Source organism: Arthrobacter sp. DMZ02-1R (assembly GCF_057747935.1).
Genome location: NZ_CM173230.1, coordinates 1353383 through 1372156, shown reverse-complemented (window position 1 = coordinate 1372156; position 18774 = coordinate 1353383). Strand labels below are relative to the sequence as shown.

The window sequence follows — 18774 nt, the reverse complement described above, 5'->3', positions numbered from 1 at the left end:
GCGACATTTCCAACCGGAACGCACGACGGAAGAGACCCTTTGACACAGGGCACCTACCTAGAGTCTAAACGCTGTGGTATTTATTGGCCTAAAAATCACCCCCAACGCCACCGAATTGTGCTCTTCATCACAATCCGCGGAAAACTTCCGGGGAACCCCCGGAACAGCAAACGGGGCCGGCGCCCTCCCTCAGGGAAGTGGCACCGGCCCTCTTGATTGCCTTACGGGGCGTTGAATGACGGTTGCTGAGCCGGGTCAGGCCACCACGGGCGGCAGCATCAGGCTTGCTCCGGGAATCGCGTTGAGGAGTGCTTTGGTGTACTCCTGCTGCGGCGAATCGAAGACATTGTCTGTGCTGCCCGTTTCCACGAGCTTGCCCTTCTGCATCACGCAGACATGGTCCGCGATCTGCCGTACGACGGCGAGGTCGTGCGTAATGAACAGGTAGGTCAGGCCAAGATTGGACTGCAGCTCGGCAAGCAGGTTCAGCACCTGTGCCTGCACCAAAACGTCCAAGGCGGAGACCGCTTCGTCGCAGATGATCACTTCGGGATCCAGCGCCAGGGCCCGGGCGATCGCTACGCGCTGCCGCTGGCCGCCCGAGAGCTCGTTCGGGTATCGCTGCATGGTGGACTGCGGCAGCGCCACTTGGTCCAGGAGCTCCCGGACCTTCTTCTCGCGGCTGATCTTGTCACCGATCTTGTGGGTCCGGAGCGGTTCCTCGATGGTCCTGAAGATGTTGTACATCGGGTCAAGGGAACCGTACGGGTCCTGGAAGATCGGCTGGACACGGCGCCGGAACTTGAAGATCTCGCGGCTGTTCAACGTGGAGGTGTCAACCCCGTCGAACACGATCCGGCCCGACGTCGGCGGCAGGAGGTTAAGGACCATCTGAGCCACAGTGGACTTGCCGGAGCCCGACTCCCCCACGATCGCCGTCGTCGTCCCGCGTTTGACGTTGAATGAGACATTGTCCACCGCGGTGAAGTCCGTGGACCTACCCACTCCCGAGCGCAACTTGAAGACCTTGCTGAGATCCTCGACCTTCAGAACGTCCTCTGGGAGCGCCTTTTCAACCACAGCTTCAGTGGGTGCCAGGAGCTCTTCCGTTTGGATGCCTTCAGCCTTGGCTGCCTGGATCCTGCGGGAAGCCAAGGACGGGGCCGACGCCACCAGCCGCTGGGTGTAGGGGTGCTGCGGGTTGCGGAGCAGTTCCAGCGAAGGACCGGCTTCCACCACGTTTCCGCGGTACATGACCACCACTTTGTCCGCGCGTTCAGCCGCGAGGCCGAGATCGTGGGTGATGAGCAGGACTGCCGTACCGAGCTCCGCCGTCATGGTCTCAAGGTGATCGAGGATCTGCCGCTGAACGGTCACGTCGAGAGCCGACGTCGGCTCATCGGCAATAAGCAGCCGCGGCTGGCAGGACAGGCCGATGGCAATCAGTGCCCGCTGGCGCATGCCGCCGGAGAATTCGTGCGGGTATTGCTTGGCGCGCCGCGCCGAGTCCGGCAAGCCGGCTTCCCCGAGGACACGGGCCACATCAGCCGGAGCATGGGGCTTGCCGTTAGCGCGCAAGGTCTCGCGGACCTGGTAGCCGATCTTCCACACCGGGTTGAGGTTGGACATCGGATCCTGCGGGACCATGCCGATCGTGTTGCCACGCAGCTCGATCATGCGCCGTTCCGGGGCGTGCGAGATGTCCTCGCCGTCGAGCAGGATCTGGCCTCCCGAAACCCGGCCGTTCTCGGGCAGGAGACCGATGGCGGCGAGCGCCGTCGTCGACTTTCCCGAACCGGACTCTCCCACGATGGCGACTGTCTCGCCCGGCATGATGGTCAGGTGGGCGTTCTTGACGGCCTGGAACTCGCCGCTCGCCGTCTGGAAGGAGATGGCGAGGTCCCTGATTTCAAGGAGCGGGCGCTCTTCGGTTCCGGCCTCGTTGATGGTGACGTTGGACGTTGTCATGATTGCCTCCTTCATCGCTTGCGGCTCTTGGGGTCAAGGGCGTCACGCAGCGCGTCGCCAAGCATGATGAAGCTCAGGACCGTGATGGACAGTGCGGTTGCGGGGAACATCAGCACCTCGGGGTTGGTGCGCAGAGTGTCCTTCGCCGCGGAAATGTCGTTACCCCAGGACATGATGCTGCCGGGCAGGCCAATACCAAGGAAGGAGAGCGTTGCTTCAGTGACGATGAAGACACCCAGTTCCATGGTGGCCAGGACGATGATCGGCGCGAGCGCGTTCGGAACCACGTGCCGGACGAGGGTGCCGATCTTGGAGACGCCTAGCGAGCGTGCGGCAGTGACGAAATCGGCGTTGCGGACCTCGATCACGGCACCGCGGGTGATCCGGGCCATTTGGGGCCAGCCGAGCATCACGATGACCATGACCACCGTGAAGACGCTCTTGTTCTCGCGGAAGAAGGGGAGCTGGGTAACTACCAGCGCGCCGAGGACCAAAGGCAGGGCGAAGAAGATGTCGCCAATGCGGGCAATGACGGTGTCAACCCAGCCGCCGAAGAACCCAGCCAGCGCGCCGAGCGTGACGCCGATGATCAGGACGAAGATGACCGAGACGACGCCGACGGTCAAGGATGCCTGCGTGCCGTGGATGACGCGGGAGTAGATGTCGCAGCCCTGGAAGGTGAATCCCAAGGGGTGGCCGGCCGAGGGGCCCGCTAGAGAGTCGCCCAGTTGGCAGTTGTCGTTCGGAGCTGTCTGCGTGAACAGGCCAGGGAAGAACGCGACGATGAGGAGCAGGAAGATCATGAGCGCGGAGATGATGAACAGCGGACGACGGCGGAGCTTCCGCCAGGCGTCTGCCCAGAGGCTCAGGGGTGCTGCGTCGACTTTGAGGGTATCGGTCGCGAGCAGCGGTGTCCCGTCGATGGGGGCAACGTAGTGCTCGATTTGACGGTTACTTTTCATAGCGGATCTACTTTTCATAGCGAATCCTGGGGTCAAGCCAGGCGTACAAGAGGTCGACCAACAGGTTGGCGGCAACGAACACCAGCACCAGCACACTCACGATGGCAACGACGGTGGGGCCCTCGCTGCGGATCACTGCTTGGTAGAGCTTCTGTCCAACGCCGGGCACGTTGAAGATGCCTTCGGTGACGATCGCGCCGCCCATCAAGCCACCGAGGTTCGCACCCAGGTAGGTGACCACGGGGATCATGGAGTTTCGCAGGATGTGGGCGAGGACCACGCGGGGGCGGGAAAGGCCTTTCGCGGTTGCCGTGCGGACGTAGTCGGCGTTCATGTTTTCGATGACCGAGGCGCGGGTCAGGCGCAGCACGTAGGCAAAGGATACGAGGCCAAGAACCGTGGCCGGGAGGATCAGTGTGCCCCAGTCCGCGTTGGATCCCACAGTGGGCTTGGCCCAGCCGAGCTGCACGCCGACGACGAGCTGAAGCACGAAGCCCAGCACGAAGGTGGGGACGGCAATGACGACGAGGGAGGCAACCAGCACGGTGGAGTCAAAGAACTTTCCCTTGCGCAGGCCGGCGATCAGGCCGAAGGCCACACCGAAGACGGCCTGGATAGCCAAGGCCTCAACGGCGAGCATGGCGGTCACGGGAAAGATGCGGCCAAGGGTGGCGGCAATGGGTTGACCGGTGAAGTCAACACCGAGGTTGAAGGTGAACAGGTTCTTGAGAAACAGTCCGTACTGGACCCAGAACGGCTGGTCGAGGTTGTATTGCTGGCGCAGTGCGGCAATGACGGACTCGCTGGGCGGCCGGTCGCCGAACAAAGCGCGGATGGGGTCGCCCGGGAGGGCAAAGACCATGAAGTACACAAGCAGGGTGGTTCCCAAGAAGACCGGGATGATCTGCAGCAAACGCCGGAGGATGTACTGGATCACAGCAAGGTTTCCTGGGCGCTCTTGAAACTAAGGGGATTCATATGGGACAGCTTTCGTGCCGGATCAAGCGCACAGGGGCCCGGTTTTGCGACCGGACCCCCATGCACTAGCGAGCTTGGAACAAGTCCAGAGGACTACTTTGCGGTGATGTTGTAGTAGAGCAGGACACCGTTCCAGCCGGAGTCAACGTTGGTAACGTTCTGGCTCCATACAGCCTGGCGTGCCTGGTACCACAGGGGCAGGTTGGGAAGGTCCTTGAACAGGATTTCCTGTGCCTGGGTGAACTTCTTGTTCGCGTCGTCCGTGGTCTTGGAGGCAAGGCCTTCGGTCAGCAGCTTGTCGAATTCCGGGTTGCTGTAGCCCTCGTAGTTGGCGCTAGCGCCGGTCTTCAGCAGCGGGCCGAGGAAGTTGAACAGCGACGGGTAGTCTGCCTGCCAGCCTGCGCGGGTGAAGCCCGGAAGCGTCTTGGCCTTGCGGAGGTTCAGGATCTCAGCAAACTTGGCGAACGGCTGGCCTTCTGCCTTGATGCCGAGGTTGTTCTTCAGGTTGTTGGCAACTGCGTCGATCCATTCCTTGTTGCCACCATCGGTGTTGTACGCGAGCTGAAGAACCTTGCCAGCCGGCCACGGGCTGAGGGCCTCTGCCTTGGCCCACAGGTCCTTCGCCTTCGCGGCGTTGAACTTCAGAACGTCGGAGCCGGCCGCGTTGGCGTTGTAACCGTCAACGGAGGGAGACGTGAAGTCCTTGGCCGGAATACGGGTGCCGTTGAAGACAACCTTGGTGATCTCGTCGCGGTTGATGGCCATGGAGATGGCCTGGCGGCGGAGCTTGCCGGCGTCTCCCTGGAACTCAGGCAGGTAGTTCGGGATGTTGAGCGTTGCGTTGCCCGCGAAAGCCTTGTTGAGGTTGTGGTCCGGGAAGTCCGTGGTGTAGGTCTTCAGGGCGTTCGTCGGCAGGACGTCAGTTACGTCAAGGTTGTTGGCCTGGATGTCCGTGTATGCCGGTGCCGGATCGGTGTAGAACTTGAAGGTCACGCCACCGTTCTTGGCCACGCGTGGACCTTGGTAGTCGGCGTTCTTGACGAGGGCGATCTGGCTGTCGTGCTGCCAAGCACCCTTGGCGGCCATCTTGTACGGGCCGTTGCCGATGGGGTTTTCGCCGAAGGCCTTCGGATCCTTGAGGGCATCGGCCGGAAGAGGCATGAAGGCGGAGTAGCCGAGGCGCAATGGCCAGTCGGCTTCCGGCTGGGCCAGCTTCACCGTGAAGGTCGAGGCGTCCTTCAGAACCAAGCCGGACATGGCCTGCGCGGTGGGGGCAGGAACGTCTTTGGACTTGCCGTCCGCGCCAGTTTCCTTCTTGGTAGCACTGACGGCGTCGTAGCCGTCAATCGACTCGAAGAAGCTGCTGCTGGTCTGTGCGTTGGTGCTCAGTGCGGCGAAGTTCCAGGCATCAACGAAGCTCTTGGCGGTGACTTCCTCGCCGTTGGTGAACTTGGTGCCCTTCTTCACCTTGATGGTGTAGTTCTGGCCGTCAGTCGTGTCAATGGATTCCGCGAGGGCATTCACGGACTTTCCGCTGGCGTCGTAGCTGCGCAGGCCTTCGAACAGGAGTTCAACGACGCGGCCGCCATACACCTCGTTGGTGTTGGACGGCAGCAGGGGGTGCTGGGGTTCATTGCTGTATGCGGTGATGATTTTGTTCGGATCGCCGGCAGCAGCCTGGCCGCTGCTCCCGGAGCCGGCGCTGCCGCATCCGGTAAGGGCAAGTGCGGCAACTGCCAGCAAGCCTAGAGCTTTGGAAGTGCGCGAAAAACGCATTCCGCCTCCTATGGATTCAGGGGGATGGGTCGGGGCAACTCATGGCTGCCCCGGGGCCAGGCACAGAATTATCCTGTGACGCGGCCTACATGGATGTGCAATCCTAACCACACCTTGTCCGAAATATGGAATCCCCTTGGCGCAAATGGGCAAGTATGCATATGACAGTTTTAGTAATGAAGCAGTCATTTCAAGTAAATGAAGCAGTCACTTCACGTAATGGGTTACCCCTTGGTACACTCGACACGCTTGACCCCTACTTTTCGCCGAAAAATAGGGGTTCTCGGGCGTGCCAAAACGTCTTTCGTGGAAGTGCGAAAGAACACCCGGGCGCAAAAAAGAGCCCCCGTGGACCGTTGGCCATGGGGACTCTTTCGCAACGAGCGGCAGTCCGTTTGTGCCGCGAACTGCTTCGCGCGCAGTTGCTACTCGATGCCGGCGGCCATGAGTTGCGCCCGCAGTTCCCGGCGCTCGCGCTGTTTCTCCGGGTCCGGAAGCGGTACCGCGGCAAGCAGCCTTTGCGTGTAAGGTTCCTGCGGATTACGGAGAATCTGTTCCCGGGTGCCTTGCTCCACGATCCGGCCGCGCTGCATAACGCAAATCCGGTCCGCCAGCACATCAACCACGGCGAGGTCGTGGGTCACGAACAGGCACGCGAATCCCAGCTCCTTCTGCAGGTTCTGGAAGAGTTCCAAAACCTTCGCCTGCACCGAAACGTCCAACGCCGACGTCGGCTCATCCGCCACCATAAGTTTGGGCTGCAGGGACAGCGCACGCGCAATACCGACACGCTGCTTCTGCCCGCCCGACAACTCATGCGGGTAACGGTTGCGGTAACCGCGGGGCAGCTCCACCTGGTCCAGAAGGTTCTCGATCCGCTTCTGCAGTTCCACGCCCTTGGCGGCCCCGGCAAGGAACATCGGTTCGCCGATGCTCTCACCGATAGGCAGCCGCGGATTCAGCGACGACGACGGATCCTGGAAAACCATGCCGATATCCCGGCGCACCTCGCGGAGCTGTTTTCCATTCCGTTTAGCTGCGGAAATGTCCTGACCCACCACATGCATGCTGCCGGCGGCCACAGGCAAGAGCCCGACGGCGGCGCGGCCAATGGTCGTCTTGCCGGATCCCGATTCCCCAACCAGGCCCACCACTTGACCCGGGTAGATGACCAGGTTTGCCCCCTCGACAGCACGGAACGCAGGAACACGGCCCTGCTTGGGGTACTCGATGGTAACGTCGATCAGCTCAAGCACAGGGTTGCCCTTGGGCTTGGCCGCTTCTTCCGCCGCCGCCTTCAAAGCCGCCTGGTTTTCACGTTCCCTGCGGAGCAGTTCGTCATGCTCAACGGATTCCAGCTCGGTGTTGGTGGCCGCAGCCAGGGCCGCAGTGACATCGACATCGGGGCTGTCCGCGCCCTGGCCCAAGTGGGGAACAGCTGCCAGAAGCGCCTGCGTGTATTCATGTTGCGGGTTGCTGAAGATTTGCTGCGCCGTACCCGTTTCCACAATGACACCCTTGCGCATCACTGCTATCCGGTCAGCGAGGTCGGCCACCACACCCATGTCGTGCGTGATGAGGACGATGGCGCTATCCAGCTTGTTGCGCAGATTGCGCATCAAATCCAGGATTTCAGCTTGGACCGTCACGTCAAGTGCCGTGGTGGGTTCATCCGCGATCAGCAGTTTCGGGTCGCAAGACAACGACTGGGCGATCATGGCCCGCTGGCGCTGGCCGCCGGAAAGCTGATGCGGATACGACCTGAAGGCCTTCTCCGGGTCAGGAAGCTCCACGAGGTCCAACATGCGCAATGCGCGCTCCTTGGCCTCATCCGGCGAGACCACGTTGTGAAGCCGGATCGTCTCAACGATCTGGGCACCCACCGTGTAGACGGGGTTGAGCGCCGTCATCGGTTCCTGGAAGATCACGGCAACATCCTTGCCACGGACCTCCCTGATGGTGCCGGATTTGGCGCCAAGCAGCTCCTTGCCGGAGAGCTTCACACTCCCCGTGACCCGGCTGTTGCTTGGCAGCAATCCCAACAAAGCCATGGAACTGGCACTCTTGCCGGAACCGGACTCACCGACTATCGCGAGGACCTCGCCCGCCCTGACCTCATAGTTCAGTCCGATGGCGGCGGGGACCCATTTCTTCTCCACACCGAAGTCGACGCTGAGATCGCGCACTTCCAGGACCACGCTCCCAAGCGCACTCTTGTCCGAGGCAGTCTCAAGCGGGGTTGCCTCAGGTTCGGGGCTGGCATTGTCAGTCATGTTGGGTATTCCCTTCCGCCCGGGCCACCCTCCAAGGGGTGATTAGTGAAGTAGCCCGGAATCCTGAATTATTAGGGGCATGAGCCGAGAGCCCCATGCTGGAAATGTCGAAATCTTCAAGGCCCGCACCAGCAGGCTGTTCGCCTGGGCTTGTTGGGCAATAGCGGCCTTCGGGGTGGTCGTGACGCTTGTGGCGGCCGGTCCGGGAGCCCTTCCGGGCACCGCTCCCCTGCTCCTTGTTGCCTTCATCGGCTGGTTGCTGTTCTGGCGCCCGGTGGTGGTGGTCATGGACTCCGGCGTACGGCTGGAGAACCCTTACAGCACCGTTGAGGTCCCGTGGGATGCCCTGGTGCAGGTGGACACCCGCTACGCCCTCACGCTCGTGACGCCCCGCAAAAAATACTCCGCGTGGGCAGCACCGGCGCCCGGGATTTGGGGCGGGCGCAATGCCCGCCCCGAGCACCTGAGAGGGCTCCCAGGCACCACATACGGTCCTGGCAGTTCGGTTCGACCAGGAGATCTCAAGAACACCGATTCGGGTGCCGCAGCCGTCTTGGTCCGCACCCGCTGGCAGGACCTCGTGGAGTCCGGCCAGGTAGAGCCCGGCCGGGCGGAGGACGCCACAGTGGCGGTTACGGTCGGATGGTTCCGCGTGGCAGCCACAGTGGCGCTGGCCGCGGCCAGCTACTGGGCGGTCTTCCGATACTGAGGCTCCCCTGGCGGGTCCCACTCAGCTGCCCTTCGGAGTATCGGCGACCGGCGCCGTCGTCGTGCTGGAGTGCTTTGCGGTCTCAACCGCGGACTTGGCCCGGAACTTCTTCTGCCGCGGGTCGAAGGCGTCCCGCAGGCCATCGCCGATGAAGTTGATGCTGAGGCAGATGAGGATGATGAACAGACCCGGATACCAGAAAAGCCAAGGCCGGGTAGCAAAGGCTTCCTGGTTTTGGGAAATCAACAGGCCTAGTGAGGTATCTGGCGGGTGCACTCCAAGGCCGAGGTAGCTGAGGGCCGTCTCTAGCAGGATGGCGGCGGACATGGTCAGCGTTACGTTGACGATCAGCACACCGACGGCGTTCGGCAAGATGTGCTTGAAGATGATCCTCGCGTTGGAGGCTCCGGAGATCCGGGCAGCATCGACGAACTCCCGCTCACGGAGGGTCAGGAACTCACCCCGGACAAGACGGGCGAGGCCCACCCAGCTCACAAATCCGAGGAAGACGCCGAGAATGACCACGCCGTTGTTGGCGGCAAAGCCGGTCAACCAACTGCCCTCATCCCTGCGGTTGGCTATCTGGCCCACCACGGCCGCGAGGAGAAGCAACGGAATGATGATAATGACGTCCGTCAGGCGCATGAGAACGGCTTCGACCCAGCCTCGGAAATAGCCGGCAAGTCCCCCGACGATGGCGCCGATCGCACCTGCAATGCCACCGATCAGGAGCATCACTGTGATCGACTGCTGCGCGCCCCGCATCGTCATGGCAAACAGATCGCGCCCGATCCGGTCTTGGCCAAACGGATGCTCGCCCCACGCAAACGGCCACAGCGAGGAGGTTGGAGCACCATCGTTGACGAGCGGCGAGACGTCTAGGTGGTTGTACTTCCACCACCCGGGAATCCCGAACGCGCCCACCGCGGTAAAGGCAAGCAGGAAGATCACCGCGAAAACAGCGAGTCCTATCAGGGCGCCCGTGTGGCCGAAAAATCTCTTACGGACAATCTGGCCCTGGCTCAGGCCGCTGGTAACTTCGCTGCCTGCGTGGGTGGCTGCAGCTTCGGCAAGCGCCTGTTGCGCGAGGAGTTCGTCCTCTTGGGTTGGCTGGCTCATGCTTTGATCCTTACGCGTGGGTCGAGCGCGGAGTACGCGAGGTCCGCTATCAAGTTGAAGGCCATGGCGGTCATAGCCACACAAAGGAACACGCCCATCACCGGGTTAGGGTCCGTGTGCAGCAGTCCGTCGATGAACAAGAAACCCATGCCCCGAACGGAAAAGACCGTTTCAGTAATGACGGCACCACCGATCAATGCTCCGATGTCAAAGGCGACGATCGTTGCAATCGGAATCAGAGCGTTCCGGAAGGCGTGGCCCATGACCACGGAACGTTCGCTCAAGCCCTTGGCTCGCGCTGTGCGGATGTAGTCCATGTTCATGATTTCGAGCATCGACGAACGTGTGAACCGCGTGTAGCTGGCCAACGAGACAAGGATCAGGGCAATGGTTGGCAAGACGAGGTGGGTCAAGGTGTCTGTAGACATGATCCAGAAATCGCCTTGGATGTTTGGGGTTCCCGCTCCGATGGTGGCGATCGGACGTCCGCGAACCCGGCTGTTGTTGAAATAAGAGGGCCAGGCCTGCATGAACCGGTCCATGACCACAAGGGCTCCGACCAGGAAGGCCGTGAGTCCTGCGGCGCGCATGGATTGGCCGCGGTCGTAGCCGCCCATGAAGTACCCCACCGCGACGCCAACCAGAATGGTGGCGATTGCAAGGAGGAAGATCATGAGCGCGGTCGCGTCATTGAGCAGCGGCTGCACAGCGAAATAGGCGATCACACCGATGCCCGCCACAATCAGGCTCGATTGCAGCGCCTTCCGGTTCTTGAGTCCGGAAACCAATATGGTGATTCCGACGGCGATTCCCGCCCCCATGATCGCAATGATGACCGGCCCCAGGCCCGGATTGCGGAACCATTGAGTCAGCGAGAAGTAGAAAAGAACAACCGAAACGGCAGCAAAGACAGACCCTCCGACGATCAGTCGGCGTTTCACTTCGCCGCCCACGACGACAGCCCCAATGAGGCCCAAGACGGCTCCGACTCCAAGGGCCACGGCCGGGGGTATTTCCGGATTTCGCAGGAAGTCATTAAAGCCAATGGCACCGAACTCCTTGAGAAGGACGGCTACCCAGAAGATCGGCAATGAGAAGAACAGGAATGCCATGAAGGTCACGCCATAGTCCAAGGCGCTGTACTGGCGAAGTGCGGTGACGATGCCTAGCGAAATGCCGATGAGAATCGCAAGAATGGTGGCGCCGGTAACGAGCGTCAGGGTTTGAACCAGCGCGAAGCCGAGGGCCTCCGTGATTGGCTGCCCGGCGATGTTCTTGCCGAGATTGCAGGCGTTGCCGAGGGGAACTAGGCATTGGGCGGCGCCGCCGAGCCACTTGAAATAGCGAAGCGGCGCTGGTGTGTCGAGATCAAGCAAATTGATTCTCGCATCCATCAATGCTTGCCGGTTCGGTGCACTGCTGGTGCGGAGCTCTTCCAAGGGGTCTCCGGACAACGCTGTCAGGAGATACACCAAGAATGATGCTCCAAGAAGAATGAATGCGGCGGTGATGAGCCGCCGGACGATATAGGTCACCATGGTGAAGAACCTCGAAATCCAGGCCCGGGGTCGCCGGCGCCTATCGCAGAATCGTGCCCCTTCCCTGCATGAGGTCGTTGGGAAGCAGACAATATGCCGGTTCACCAACCCGAAGGCGCCGGGACCATGATACGTCGGTCCCGGCGCCTCGGCTGGCGATATTGCTCGCTGAATTGGGTCTTACTTCTGAGCCCATTCCCAGAAGTTCCACCAAACACCAGTCTGGTTCGGCATGAGCTTCACACCGGTGATGCGGTCGCTGTAAGCGTCCACGTTCACGGACTGGAAGAGCGGCACACCGTATGCGGAGTCCCAGATCTTCTTGTCGATCTGCTTCTCGAGGTCATCTTGCTTGCTGCGGTCTGTGGTGATCACGAGCTCTTCCATCAACTTGTCCGCGTCAGCGTTGCTGAACTTGTTGAAGTTGTTGCCGCCGCCGGTCTTGAAGATCTGCGGAACGCCGGAGACACCAACGCCCGGGTTGATCCAGCCGAAGATGGTGGCATCGTAGCCGCCCTTGCCCAGTGCCTTGCCCCAGTCGGACTTGCCAAGGCCGCCGTCGACGATCTTGAAGCCGGCCTTGGTGGCCGATTCGCGAATCAGCGAGAAGGCGTCAACACGGTTGGGGTTGTCCTTGTTGTACATGATGCGGATTTCCGGAGTGGCACCGTTGAGGAGCTTCTTGGCGCCATCAATGTCGACATCCTGGTAGGCCGAGGAACCGTTGTTCTTGGCCGAATCCGCGTAAGCAGCCTGCTGCGGGACGAAGATCTGCGAGTCGAGCGGCTTGGCATTCGGGTCAAGCTTGCCAATGATCTTGTTGACGATGTCCTTGCGGGGCACGGTTTTCATGAAGGCCTGCCGCACGTTCTGGTCGACCAACGGTCCCGAGTAGTTCAGGTCCAAGTGGTCGAAGGCCAGCTGGTTGCCCTGGTCAACGGTTACGCCCTGGCTGGAGAGTGCCTTCAGCTGTTCGAGAGTGTCAGCGGAAGCCTGCGGGGCAATGATGTCTGCCTCGCCGTTCTTGAGGGCCTGGACCTGAGCCGGAGCGGAACCGATGTAGCGGACGGTGATTTCGTCAAGGCTCGGCGTCGGTCCCCAGTTGTAGTCCTTGTTGCGGACCATGGTGAGGGACTGGTCCTGGTTCATGCTTTTGACGATGTAAGGGCCGTTCGAGAGGAACAGTGTCGGGTCTGCGGGAAGCGTCTTTGTGTCGAAGCCGGTGTTCCACATTTCCGACATGGCCTTCAGCTTCGCGTCGGCGGGCTGGGGTGCCTTGGCATCTCCGCGCGGCTTGCTCTTGAAGAAGTCAATCAGGGCCTGGGTGTCCTTCAGTCCGGCCTTCTGGGCCAGGACGTGGGCAGGAACGTCAATGCCAGGGCCACCCAGGACAATCTCCCAGTCGGAGAAAGGCTTGGAGTACTTGAGCGTAAGAGTCTTGTTGTTGTTGCTGATCTCCGGGAAATCCGTCAGGCTGAGGCCCGAGTTGTCACCAGCGTAGGAGAAGTACGACGTGCCGGTCTTCGCTTTGGCGTCGGCGTCGTCGTAGTAGCCGGAGAAGGCTGCCCACTGGAGGAGGAGGTCTGCGGCCGAAACGGGTGTGCCGTCGGACCACTTCACACCGTCGTTGATGGTGTACTTCACAGTCAGCGGACTATCCGAGACCTTTTCCATCTTGCCGAATTTGTCGTTGTGGACGACATTCAGCTTGTTGTCGATGTAGTAAAACCCCGAGTGCGTGGCGTAGCTGACCTTCGAGTTGATGTCAGTGTTGCCATCTGCAGTATTGGGGTTGAACGTGTTGAAAGCGTTGACCTCGACGACGGTGGCCGAGCCACCTTGCTTGGCCGCTCCGGTGGACGGGGTGTTGCCGCCGGTATTGCCGGCGCAGGCGCTCAGTGCGATTGCGGCGATTGCCGCGATGCCCACTGCTTTGGAAGTACGTCCGAAACGCATTCCGCCTCCTATTTTTTGAGTGGAAAAAGCCGGCGCTGTTGACTCCGGCAGACTGCCACAACCCCCTCAGCAGGCTTGCGGCACGTCTCACATGAGCAGTAGCCTAGCGCCCGGACCGGATGTTTGGGTCCAAAGTTTCCCGCCAGTAAAGTTTGTTATCGAGATGCAATCATTGAAGGACGTCCAAGTGCTTCCGTGATCCAGCCGACGTGACAAATGCCCCGATTCAAGGCGAACCGCGGCTTATGTCAGTTAATTCTCCATCACTGAAGCTTCCCAGCGGGAACGCGGAGAAGAGATAACAGGGAGACGCTCGGTAGGGCTCATGAACTGCCACGTAGTGCAGGGGGTATCTAGACATCGTCTTGGGGTTTACGTTGAGGTGTATGGGCGAGAAATTCATTTATGAGGGCGGTCCCCGGGATAAAGAACGCAGCGAAGGCGAGGTGTCGGACTTCCCGGAGATTCATCCAGGCGGAGAGTACCAGTGGTCTGGGTTGGCGCAGGGCCAGCCTGACCTGGACGAACAAGACAGTCCACATCACGACGATGAGCCTGCGACTGTGGTCTGGTATCCGAAAACAGACTAGCCCGGCCTGAGCCGGCTACTATATGCGCCGTTTCAGCCCTACGTGGGCAGTCCGATATCCGAGTCGGGTGTAGAAGGCTCGAGCCCGTTCCCGTGCTTCGTCCGTGGTCACCTGTGCCAGTTGCGCCCCACGCGCACGCCCAAAATTGTGTGCCCACTCAAGCATCGCGGTGCCCAAGCCAAGTGAGCGTTCCGCGGCCGCAACTCGCAGTCCCTCGATCTGTAGTCGGGAAGAACCGCCCCGGGAAAGACCTGGAATGACGGTCAATTGCATCGTGGCAACGATGCGATCGGCATCATTGCGGACAACCCCCAGATAGTTGGAACTGTCGCGAACAACCAAGTTGTAGGCCGCCTCGTATCGATCGAGCTCGACGCACTCACGATCGGGACCGAACTGATCATCAGACAGCAGCGCGGCGATGGCCTCGACGTCATCGCGACTCGCCCGTTCCAGCCTGAAGGTCCGGCCCGCCACCCGCAGCAGTCCTCGAACTGAGGATCGCGCACCTTCCTGCAAACGAGCGACCAGCAGATCAAGCCATCCGCCGACGTTGGCTCGAGCCTCAACGGTGTCGGGATAACGGCATCTCAAGTGCAGACCGGACTCGTCCAGGATGAACCAAAGCATGACGCCGTCGGTGTCGATTGTCGCGCTCACATAATGGGCGTCGAGTCCGACGGAGTCGATTCGCACCGGCAGTCTGCGCAGGTCCAGCCAAGAGATCGCGAACATACCAGGAGCTACGGGCATGCCGCCCCATGGAGCTAGCACGTCCGCGAGCGGCCACGAGCCAAGCCGCACAGCCTCTTTGACCGCGGCCGCCGCAGCGCGCGGCTCGGCGACCGCCGACTCAAGTACCGAATTAGTAATGAACCAGCCGACTGAGTCATGCCAGCGGTCGTCGAAGCGGCTATGCACGGGAAAAACGGCTCGCAGCGGGGTTCCCGCCAGTTCGCGGGTCACCGCTGTCATCGCAACAACAGCGAGTGCGAGCGTCGAGACACCGTCGTTGCGTGCCTGCGCAGCAAATGCGGCACCGTCGTCGAGATCGAACACATCGCGAACTTCTACACGCTCGCGCTGCGGATCGGGCGCACCCAGGGGCAGTGGGAATTGCGGCATTACGCCGCCGCTGTCCCTGATGATGTCTTCCCATCGGTGACGCACGTGGTCCGGCGCCGCATTCCGATCTAGCAGTGCTTGCGTGTGTTCAACAAATGCCGGCGCTGGCCCGGACAACGGTTCACCGCCCGCCCTCCCTGCATCGAGCGCCGACAGCAGGTCTCGCGCGATCACCAGCATCGACCACATATCGACGTGGGCGTGGTCGGCCGCAATCACGACTGTGAGTCCAGCAGCAGTCTCCAATACGCACAGCCGGTGTGAGGGCTGTGCGTATGGCGAACATGCGGCATCGAGAATGTCCCGCACCGCGTCATTGACGGCCTGGCCAGGAGATACCTGATGCTCGACCCAGGTTCCCGCATCAATATCAATTTCGTGAAGCTCCGGATCACCATCCGCACCGGGCACGAATGCCGTTCGCAGTGTGCCATGACGGGCGACGACAGCCAGCCAAGCATCGGCAATTGACTCACGACGAGTTGGTGAAGGCAGCCGAAAAGACAATGCCATCCAGGAGCCGGCGCGGTCGCCTGCCCCCACGTGGAGCCGCTGGTCAAAGGACACCGGAAGACGCCGATCGGACACCGAGACGCTGACGTCGTAGCCCCAGAGTCGTCCGAACGGTAGGCGCAGGTGCGTGACGTTGGTCAGCCGCATGGCAGTATCCTATCGCCCCAGATAACCTGAATGCTCAACGCGGCCGCTCAAGGTGACGCGTTCAGTCACGAAACGAGGAGCCTGATGCCCACTTTCGAGGTTTCCGGAGCCGAGCTTGCGGTCGCTTTGAGCGACGAAGGTGGACACCCTGTTGTCCAACTGCATGGACTTACCTCAAGCCGCGCGCGCGATCGGGTGCTCAACCTCGACCTCGGTCGAGGGCTTAGTGGAACTCGACTGCTGCGGTACGACGCTCGAGGCCATGGCCGGTCGACGGGGCGGAAGGTCCCCGAGGACTATCAATGGCAAAGCCTGGCCGACGACCTCCTGCGACTGCTCGATCACTGGTTCCCAGGCGAACGTGTCCACGGAGTTGGCCCCTCCATGGGTACCGGCACACTTTTGCACGCCGCTTCCCGCGAGCCAGACCGCTTCACCGGGCTCACGCTTATGGTGCCACCCACCGCGTGGGAAACCCGGGCTGCACAGGCTGCAAACTACCAAGTTGCCGCGGCGCTCATTGAATCTGTTGGTGTCGAGGCATTCCTCGCCACCACGCGCGGAACAACACCGCCGCCGGCCACAATTGGTGCGCCGCAGACAGTGCCCGACGTCGCCGACGCCCTATTGCCGTCCTTGTTTCGAGGCGCGGCACTCAGCGATCTGCCTGCCCCTGAGGCCGTCGCAGGAATAGACGTACCGACGACAATCTTGGCGTGGGTCGATGATCCGGGCCACCCGCTGTCAACCGCGGAATCCCTTGCCGCGCTGCTCCCCAAAGCAACGCTGACGGTCGCCCGCACCCCAGGAGATGTCGAAACCTGGCCTAACATCCTGAGCCAGGATGTCGCCCGTCGAGGCTAAGACAGGATGATCGTTACCCGATCAGGTAGACCATGCCGCGCCCCTCGTCGGCGAGATTGGTGGCGAAGACCCGAGCCCGTCGAAGATAGCCAACGGCATACTCGACGTCAAGGTCCCGATCGACACATGGCGAATCCGGCAACCGCAGCCTCACCTCCGCATCAGAGATATCGTCCAAGTCCTGAGCAATCGCCAAAACCTCGGACGGAGTCAAGGCCCTTACCCACGGATCCCAACCTTCGCCATGCATGGTCACGTTGCCTTCAAACATACGAAAAGCGGGTCGCGCCGCCATGGCCGCCCCCAATGGGGCCGTGAGAACCTGCAGATGCCGCCATGCCTTGTCCAGATAGAGCATGTCGCGCTCAGATATCAATTGCTCGAAGGTGGTACCACTGATCCCGACACCAGGGTCAAGGCCCCAAGCATCAGCAAGTGGATCGACCGACACGAAGGTCATCGGGTCGGAAAGCACCTGTTCAGTGAGGTCGCCGTCGAATGCATATGCGTAATATCTGATTCCCATTCACCAAGTATTGCCAAAGCGCAAGCTGCGCAGGACGGCTGAGTTGCGTTATGTGGATAACTCGCGAGATGAACTGTACCGGCACGTCGATGACCAGCCGCACCGATTTGTTCACGCGACCTTGAGAGGCGTGATGGCAGCGATCTGCCCAGCCGCACGATCTTCGGCAACGTCGAGATCGTAATGCGTCTGCAGGTTGAGCCAGAACTGAGCCGACGTTCCAAAATACCTGCCGAGACGTAGTGCCGTGTCGGCTGTGATCGCACGCTTGCCGTGCACTATCTCATTGATTCGGCGCGGCGGCACATGGATCGCCACGGCGAGCTTGTTCTGCGTGATGCCGAAACCCTCAATGAAATCCTCCATGAGAACTTCACCTGGGTGAATCGGCGCAAGATAGTCAATGGTAGTCAACGATCTCCACCTCCTCTGGTCCAGCGTCCGTCCACCTGAAGCAGATCCGCCACTGGTCGTTGATCCTGATGCTGTATTGACCGGCCCGGTCACCCTTCAGTGCTTCGAGCCGGTTCCCCGGCGGAACGCGGAGATCCTCGATCGACTCCGCGGACCCCACCTGGCGAAGCTTGCGGAGGGCGGACCGAAGGATCCGTGAATCCATCGAAGCCACATGCTCACGACGCCACAGTCGTTCGGTGTCTTTGCTCCCGAACGACCTGATCATGACATCAGGATATAACGCACAGCGTTAATAACGCTAGACGTTAAATCGGAGCCCCACCACGTTCCGTCACAGGGAAGCGTCTCGGCACGACGTTGGGCTGCGCGCACGATCCGGAGGAGGAAAGCGGTTCGCTGTGGACCGTCCGAGCCCCCGATTCCCCGCCCGGCTGAATGCTGGGGCTCGGCCATCGACGAAGGACCGGGCACCTGACCAGGATGTAAACGCCGTGCTCGCCGTGAGCAGCAGACGTCCGGGCAGCGAAGTCGCTCTGGTCTACCCCGGGCCGGATAGGACGGCGTAAATATCGGCTCCACCGCAGCGAGCGGGTGGTTAGGCTGGGTGGATGGCGACAGTTATTCTCGTGCGGCACGGCCGCACTACAGCCAATGCCACTGGGCGGCTGGCCGGTCGGGCCGTCGGCGTTAGCCTGGACCAGATCGGGCGCCACCAGGCGGCTCTGACCGGAGACCGGCTTGCGGCCGTGCCCTTGGTCGCGGTTGTGTCGAGCCCGCTTGAGCGTTGTCAGCAGACCGCCCAGCTCATTCTCGATCGCCAGGCTGGCACGCCGTACGCGCCGGTCGATCTCGATCTCACCGAGTGCGATTACGGCCAGTGGCAGGGCCGCACGCTCAGTGATCTAGCGACCGAGAATCTGTGGCCGGTTGTTCAGTCCCAACCGTCCGCCGTCGTATTTCCCGGCGGTGAATCCATGGCCTCGATGCAGGCTCGGTCGGTGGCAGCGATTCGACGCCACGATGCAGCCTTCGAAGCCGAGTACGGGCCAGGAGCCGTGTGGGTGGCGGTGAGTCACGGTGACATCATCAAGTCAATCCTCGCCGACGCGCTCGGCATGCACCTTGACCTGTTCCAGCGTATTACCGTGGGTCCCGCCTCCGTATCGATCGTGCGCTACGCCGCTAGTCGGCCGAGCGTCTACGCGACCAACACCGACGCGGGTGATCTGTCGTGGCTGTCGAAAGGCATCCACTCTGGCGATGCGCCGGTGGGCGGCGGTGCAGGGCAAGAGGCGCCATGAACCTCATGTGCC

Annotated in this window: 16 protein-coding genes; 4 read left to right on the top strand and 12 right to left on the bottom strand. The window is 61.4% G+C overall.

Going from position 1 to position 18774, the window contains the following annotated elements:
• Positions 1–255: 255 nt before the first annotated feature.
• The 5 genes from AC3ANQ_RS06670 to AC3ANQ_RS06650 all read right to left on the bottom strand — a co-directional run bounded on the left by AC3ANQ_RS06670 (position 256) and on the right by AC3ANQ_RS06650 (position 7957).
• Positions 256–1968, bottom strand: coding sequence for a dipeptide ABC transporter ATP-binding protein (locus tag AC3ANQ_RS06670; RefSeq protein ID WP_488304362.1), 1713 nt, complete (start codon positions 1966–1968; stop codon positions 256–258).
• An 11-nt stretch (positions 1969–1979) separates the two neighbouring features.
• The gene (locus tag AC3ANQ_RS06665; RefSeq protein WP_488304361.1) at positions 1980–2930 is read right to left on the bottom strand and encodes an ABC transporter permease; all 951 of its coding nucleotides are present in this window, start codon (positions 2928–2930) and stop codon (positions 1980–1982) included.
• 7 nt (positions 2931–2937) lie between these two features.
• On the bottom strand, positions 2938–3867 hold the full coding sequence (locus AC3ANQ_RS06660; RefSeq protein WP_488304360.1) for an ABC transporter permease: 930 nt from the start codon (positions 3865–3867) through the stop codon (positions 2938–2940).
• A gap of 134 nt (positions 3868–4001) precedes the next feature.
• Complete coding sequence (locus AC3ANQ_RS06655) at positions 4002–5684, bottom strand: peptide ABC transporter substrate-binding protein (RefSeq protein WP_488304359.1); 1683 nt, start codon at positions 5682–5684, stop codon at positions 4002–4004.
• A 425-nt stretch (positions 5685–6109) separates the two neighbouring features.
• Positions 6110–7957: an ABC transporter ATP-binding protein gene (locus tag AC3ANQ_RS06650; protein WP_488304358.1), complete on the bottom strand. Its 1848-nt coding sequence runs from the start codon at positions 7955–7957 to the stop codon at positions 6110–6112.
• A 79-nt stretch (positions 7958–8036) separates the two neighbouring features.
• On the opposite strand from AC3ANQ_RS06650, the gene AC3ANQ_RS06645 reads away from it, so the two are divergent.
• A complete protein-coding gene (locus AC3ANQ_RS06645) occupies positions 8037–8666 on the top strand; it encodes a PH domain-containing protein (protein WP_488304357.1) in 630 nt (209 codons plus the stop codon).
• A 21-nt stretch (positions 8667–8687) separates the two neighbouring features.
• Here AC3ANQ_RS06645 and AC3ANQ_RS06640 read toward each other — a convergent pair whose 3' ends face one another.
• The 3 genes from AC3ANQ_RS06640 to AC3ANQ_RS06630 form a co-directional block, all read right to left on the bottom strand.
• Positions 8688–9785, bottom strand: coding sequence for an ABC transporter permease (locus AC3ANQ_RS06640; RefSeq protein WP_488304356.1), 1098 nt, complete (start codon positions 9783–9785; stop codon positions 8688–8690).
• The gene (locus tag AC3ANQ_RS06635; RefSeq protein ID WP_488304355.1) at positions 9782–11323 is read right to left on the bottom strand and encodes an ABC transporter permease; all 1542 of its coding nucleotides are present in this window, start codon (positions 11321–11323) and stop codon (positions 9782–9784) included. Before AC3ANQ_RS06635 ends, AC3ANQ_RS06640 begins: the two co-directional genes overlap by 4 nt.
• A 180-nt stretch (positions 11324–11503) precedes the next feature.
• On the bottom strand, positions 11504–13279 hold the full coding sequence (locus AC3ANQ_RS06630; protein ID WP_488304354.1) for an ABC transporter family substrate-binding protein: 1776 nt from the start codon (positions 13277–13279) through the stop codon (positions 11504–11506).
• 386 nt (positions 13280–13665) lie between these two features.
• Here AC3ANQ_RS06630 and AC3ANQ_RS06625 point away from each other — a divergent pair, with 386 nt between their 5' ends.
• A complete protein-coding gene (locus AC3ANQ_RS06625) occupies positions 13666–13869 on the top strand; it encodes a hypothetical protein (RefSeq protein WP_488304353.1) in 204 nt (67 codons plus the stop codon).
• 18 nt (positions 13870–13887) lie between these two features.
• On the opposite strand, the gene AC3ANQ_RS06620 is transcribed toward AC3ANQ_RS06625, so the two are convergent.
• On the bottom strand, positions 13888–15654 hold the full coding sequence (locus tag AC3ANQ_RS06620; protein ID WP_488304352.1) for a GNAT family N-acetyltransferase: 1767 nt from the start codon (positions 15652–15654) through the stop codon (positions 13888–13890).
• Positions 15655–15738: 84 nt separating this feature from the next.
• Between AC3ANQ_RS06620 and AC3ANQ_RS06615 the strand changes: the two genes are divergently transcribed.
• Positions 15739–16518, top strand: a complete 780-nt coding sequence (locus tag AC3ANQ_RS06615) for an alpha/beta fold hydrolase (RefSeq protein ID WP_488304351.1) — start codon at positions 15739–15741, stop codon at positions 16516–16518.
• 13 nt (positions 16519–16531) lie between these two features.
• Here AC3ANQ_RS06615 and AC3ANQ_RS06610 read toward each other — a convergent pair whose 3' ends face one another.
• From AC3ANQ_RS06610 to AC3ANQ_RS06600, 3 genes are all read right to left on the bottom strand, one after another.
• Positions 16532–17044: a hypothetical protein gene (locus AC3ANQ_RS06610; RefSeq protein WP_488304350.1), complete on the bottom strand. Its 513-nt coding sequence runs from the start codon at positions 17042–17044 to the stop codon at positions 16532–16534.
• Between the two features lie 111 nt (positions 17045–17155).
• A complete protein-coding gene (locus AC3ANQ_RS06605) occupies positions 17156–17458 on the bottom strand; it encodes a HigA family addiction module antitoxin (RefSeq protein ID WP_488304349.1) in 303 nt (100 codons plus the stop codon).
• Positions 17445–17726, bottom strand: coding sequence for a type II toxin-antitoxin system RelE/ParE family toxin (locus AC3ANQ_RS06600; RefSeq protein ID WP_234748389.1), 282 nt, complete (start codon positions 17724–17726; stop codon positions 17445–17447). The genes AC3ANQ_RS06605 and AC3ANQ_RS06600 overlap by 14 nt, the downstream gene beginning before the upstream one ends.
• Positions 17727–18069: 343 nt before the next feature.
• Here AC3ANQ_RS06600 and AC3ANQ_RS06595 point away from each other — a divergent pair, with 343 nt between their 5' ends.
• Complete coding sequence (locus tag AC3ANQ_RS06595; RefSeq protein WP_488304348.1) at positions 18070–18762, top strand: histidine phosphatase family protein; 693 nt, start codon at positions 18070–18072, stop codon at positions 18760–18762.
• Positions 18763–18774 lie beyond the last annotated feature (12 nt).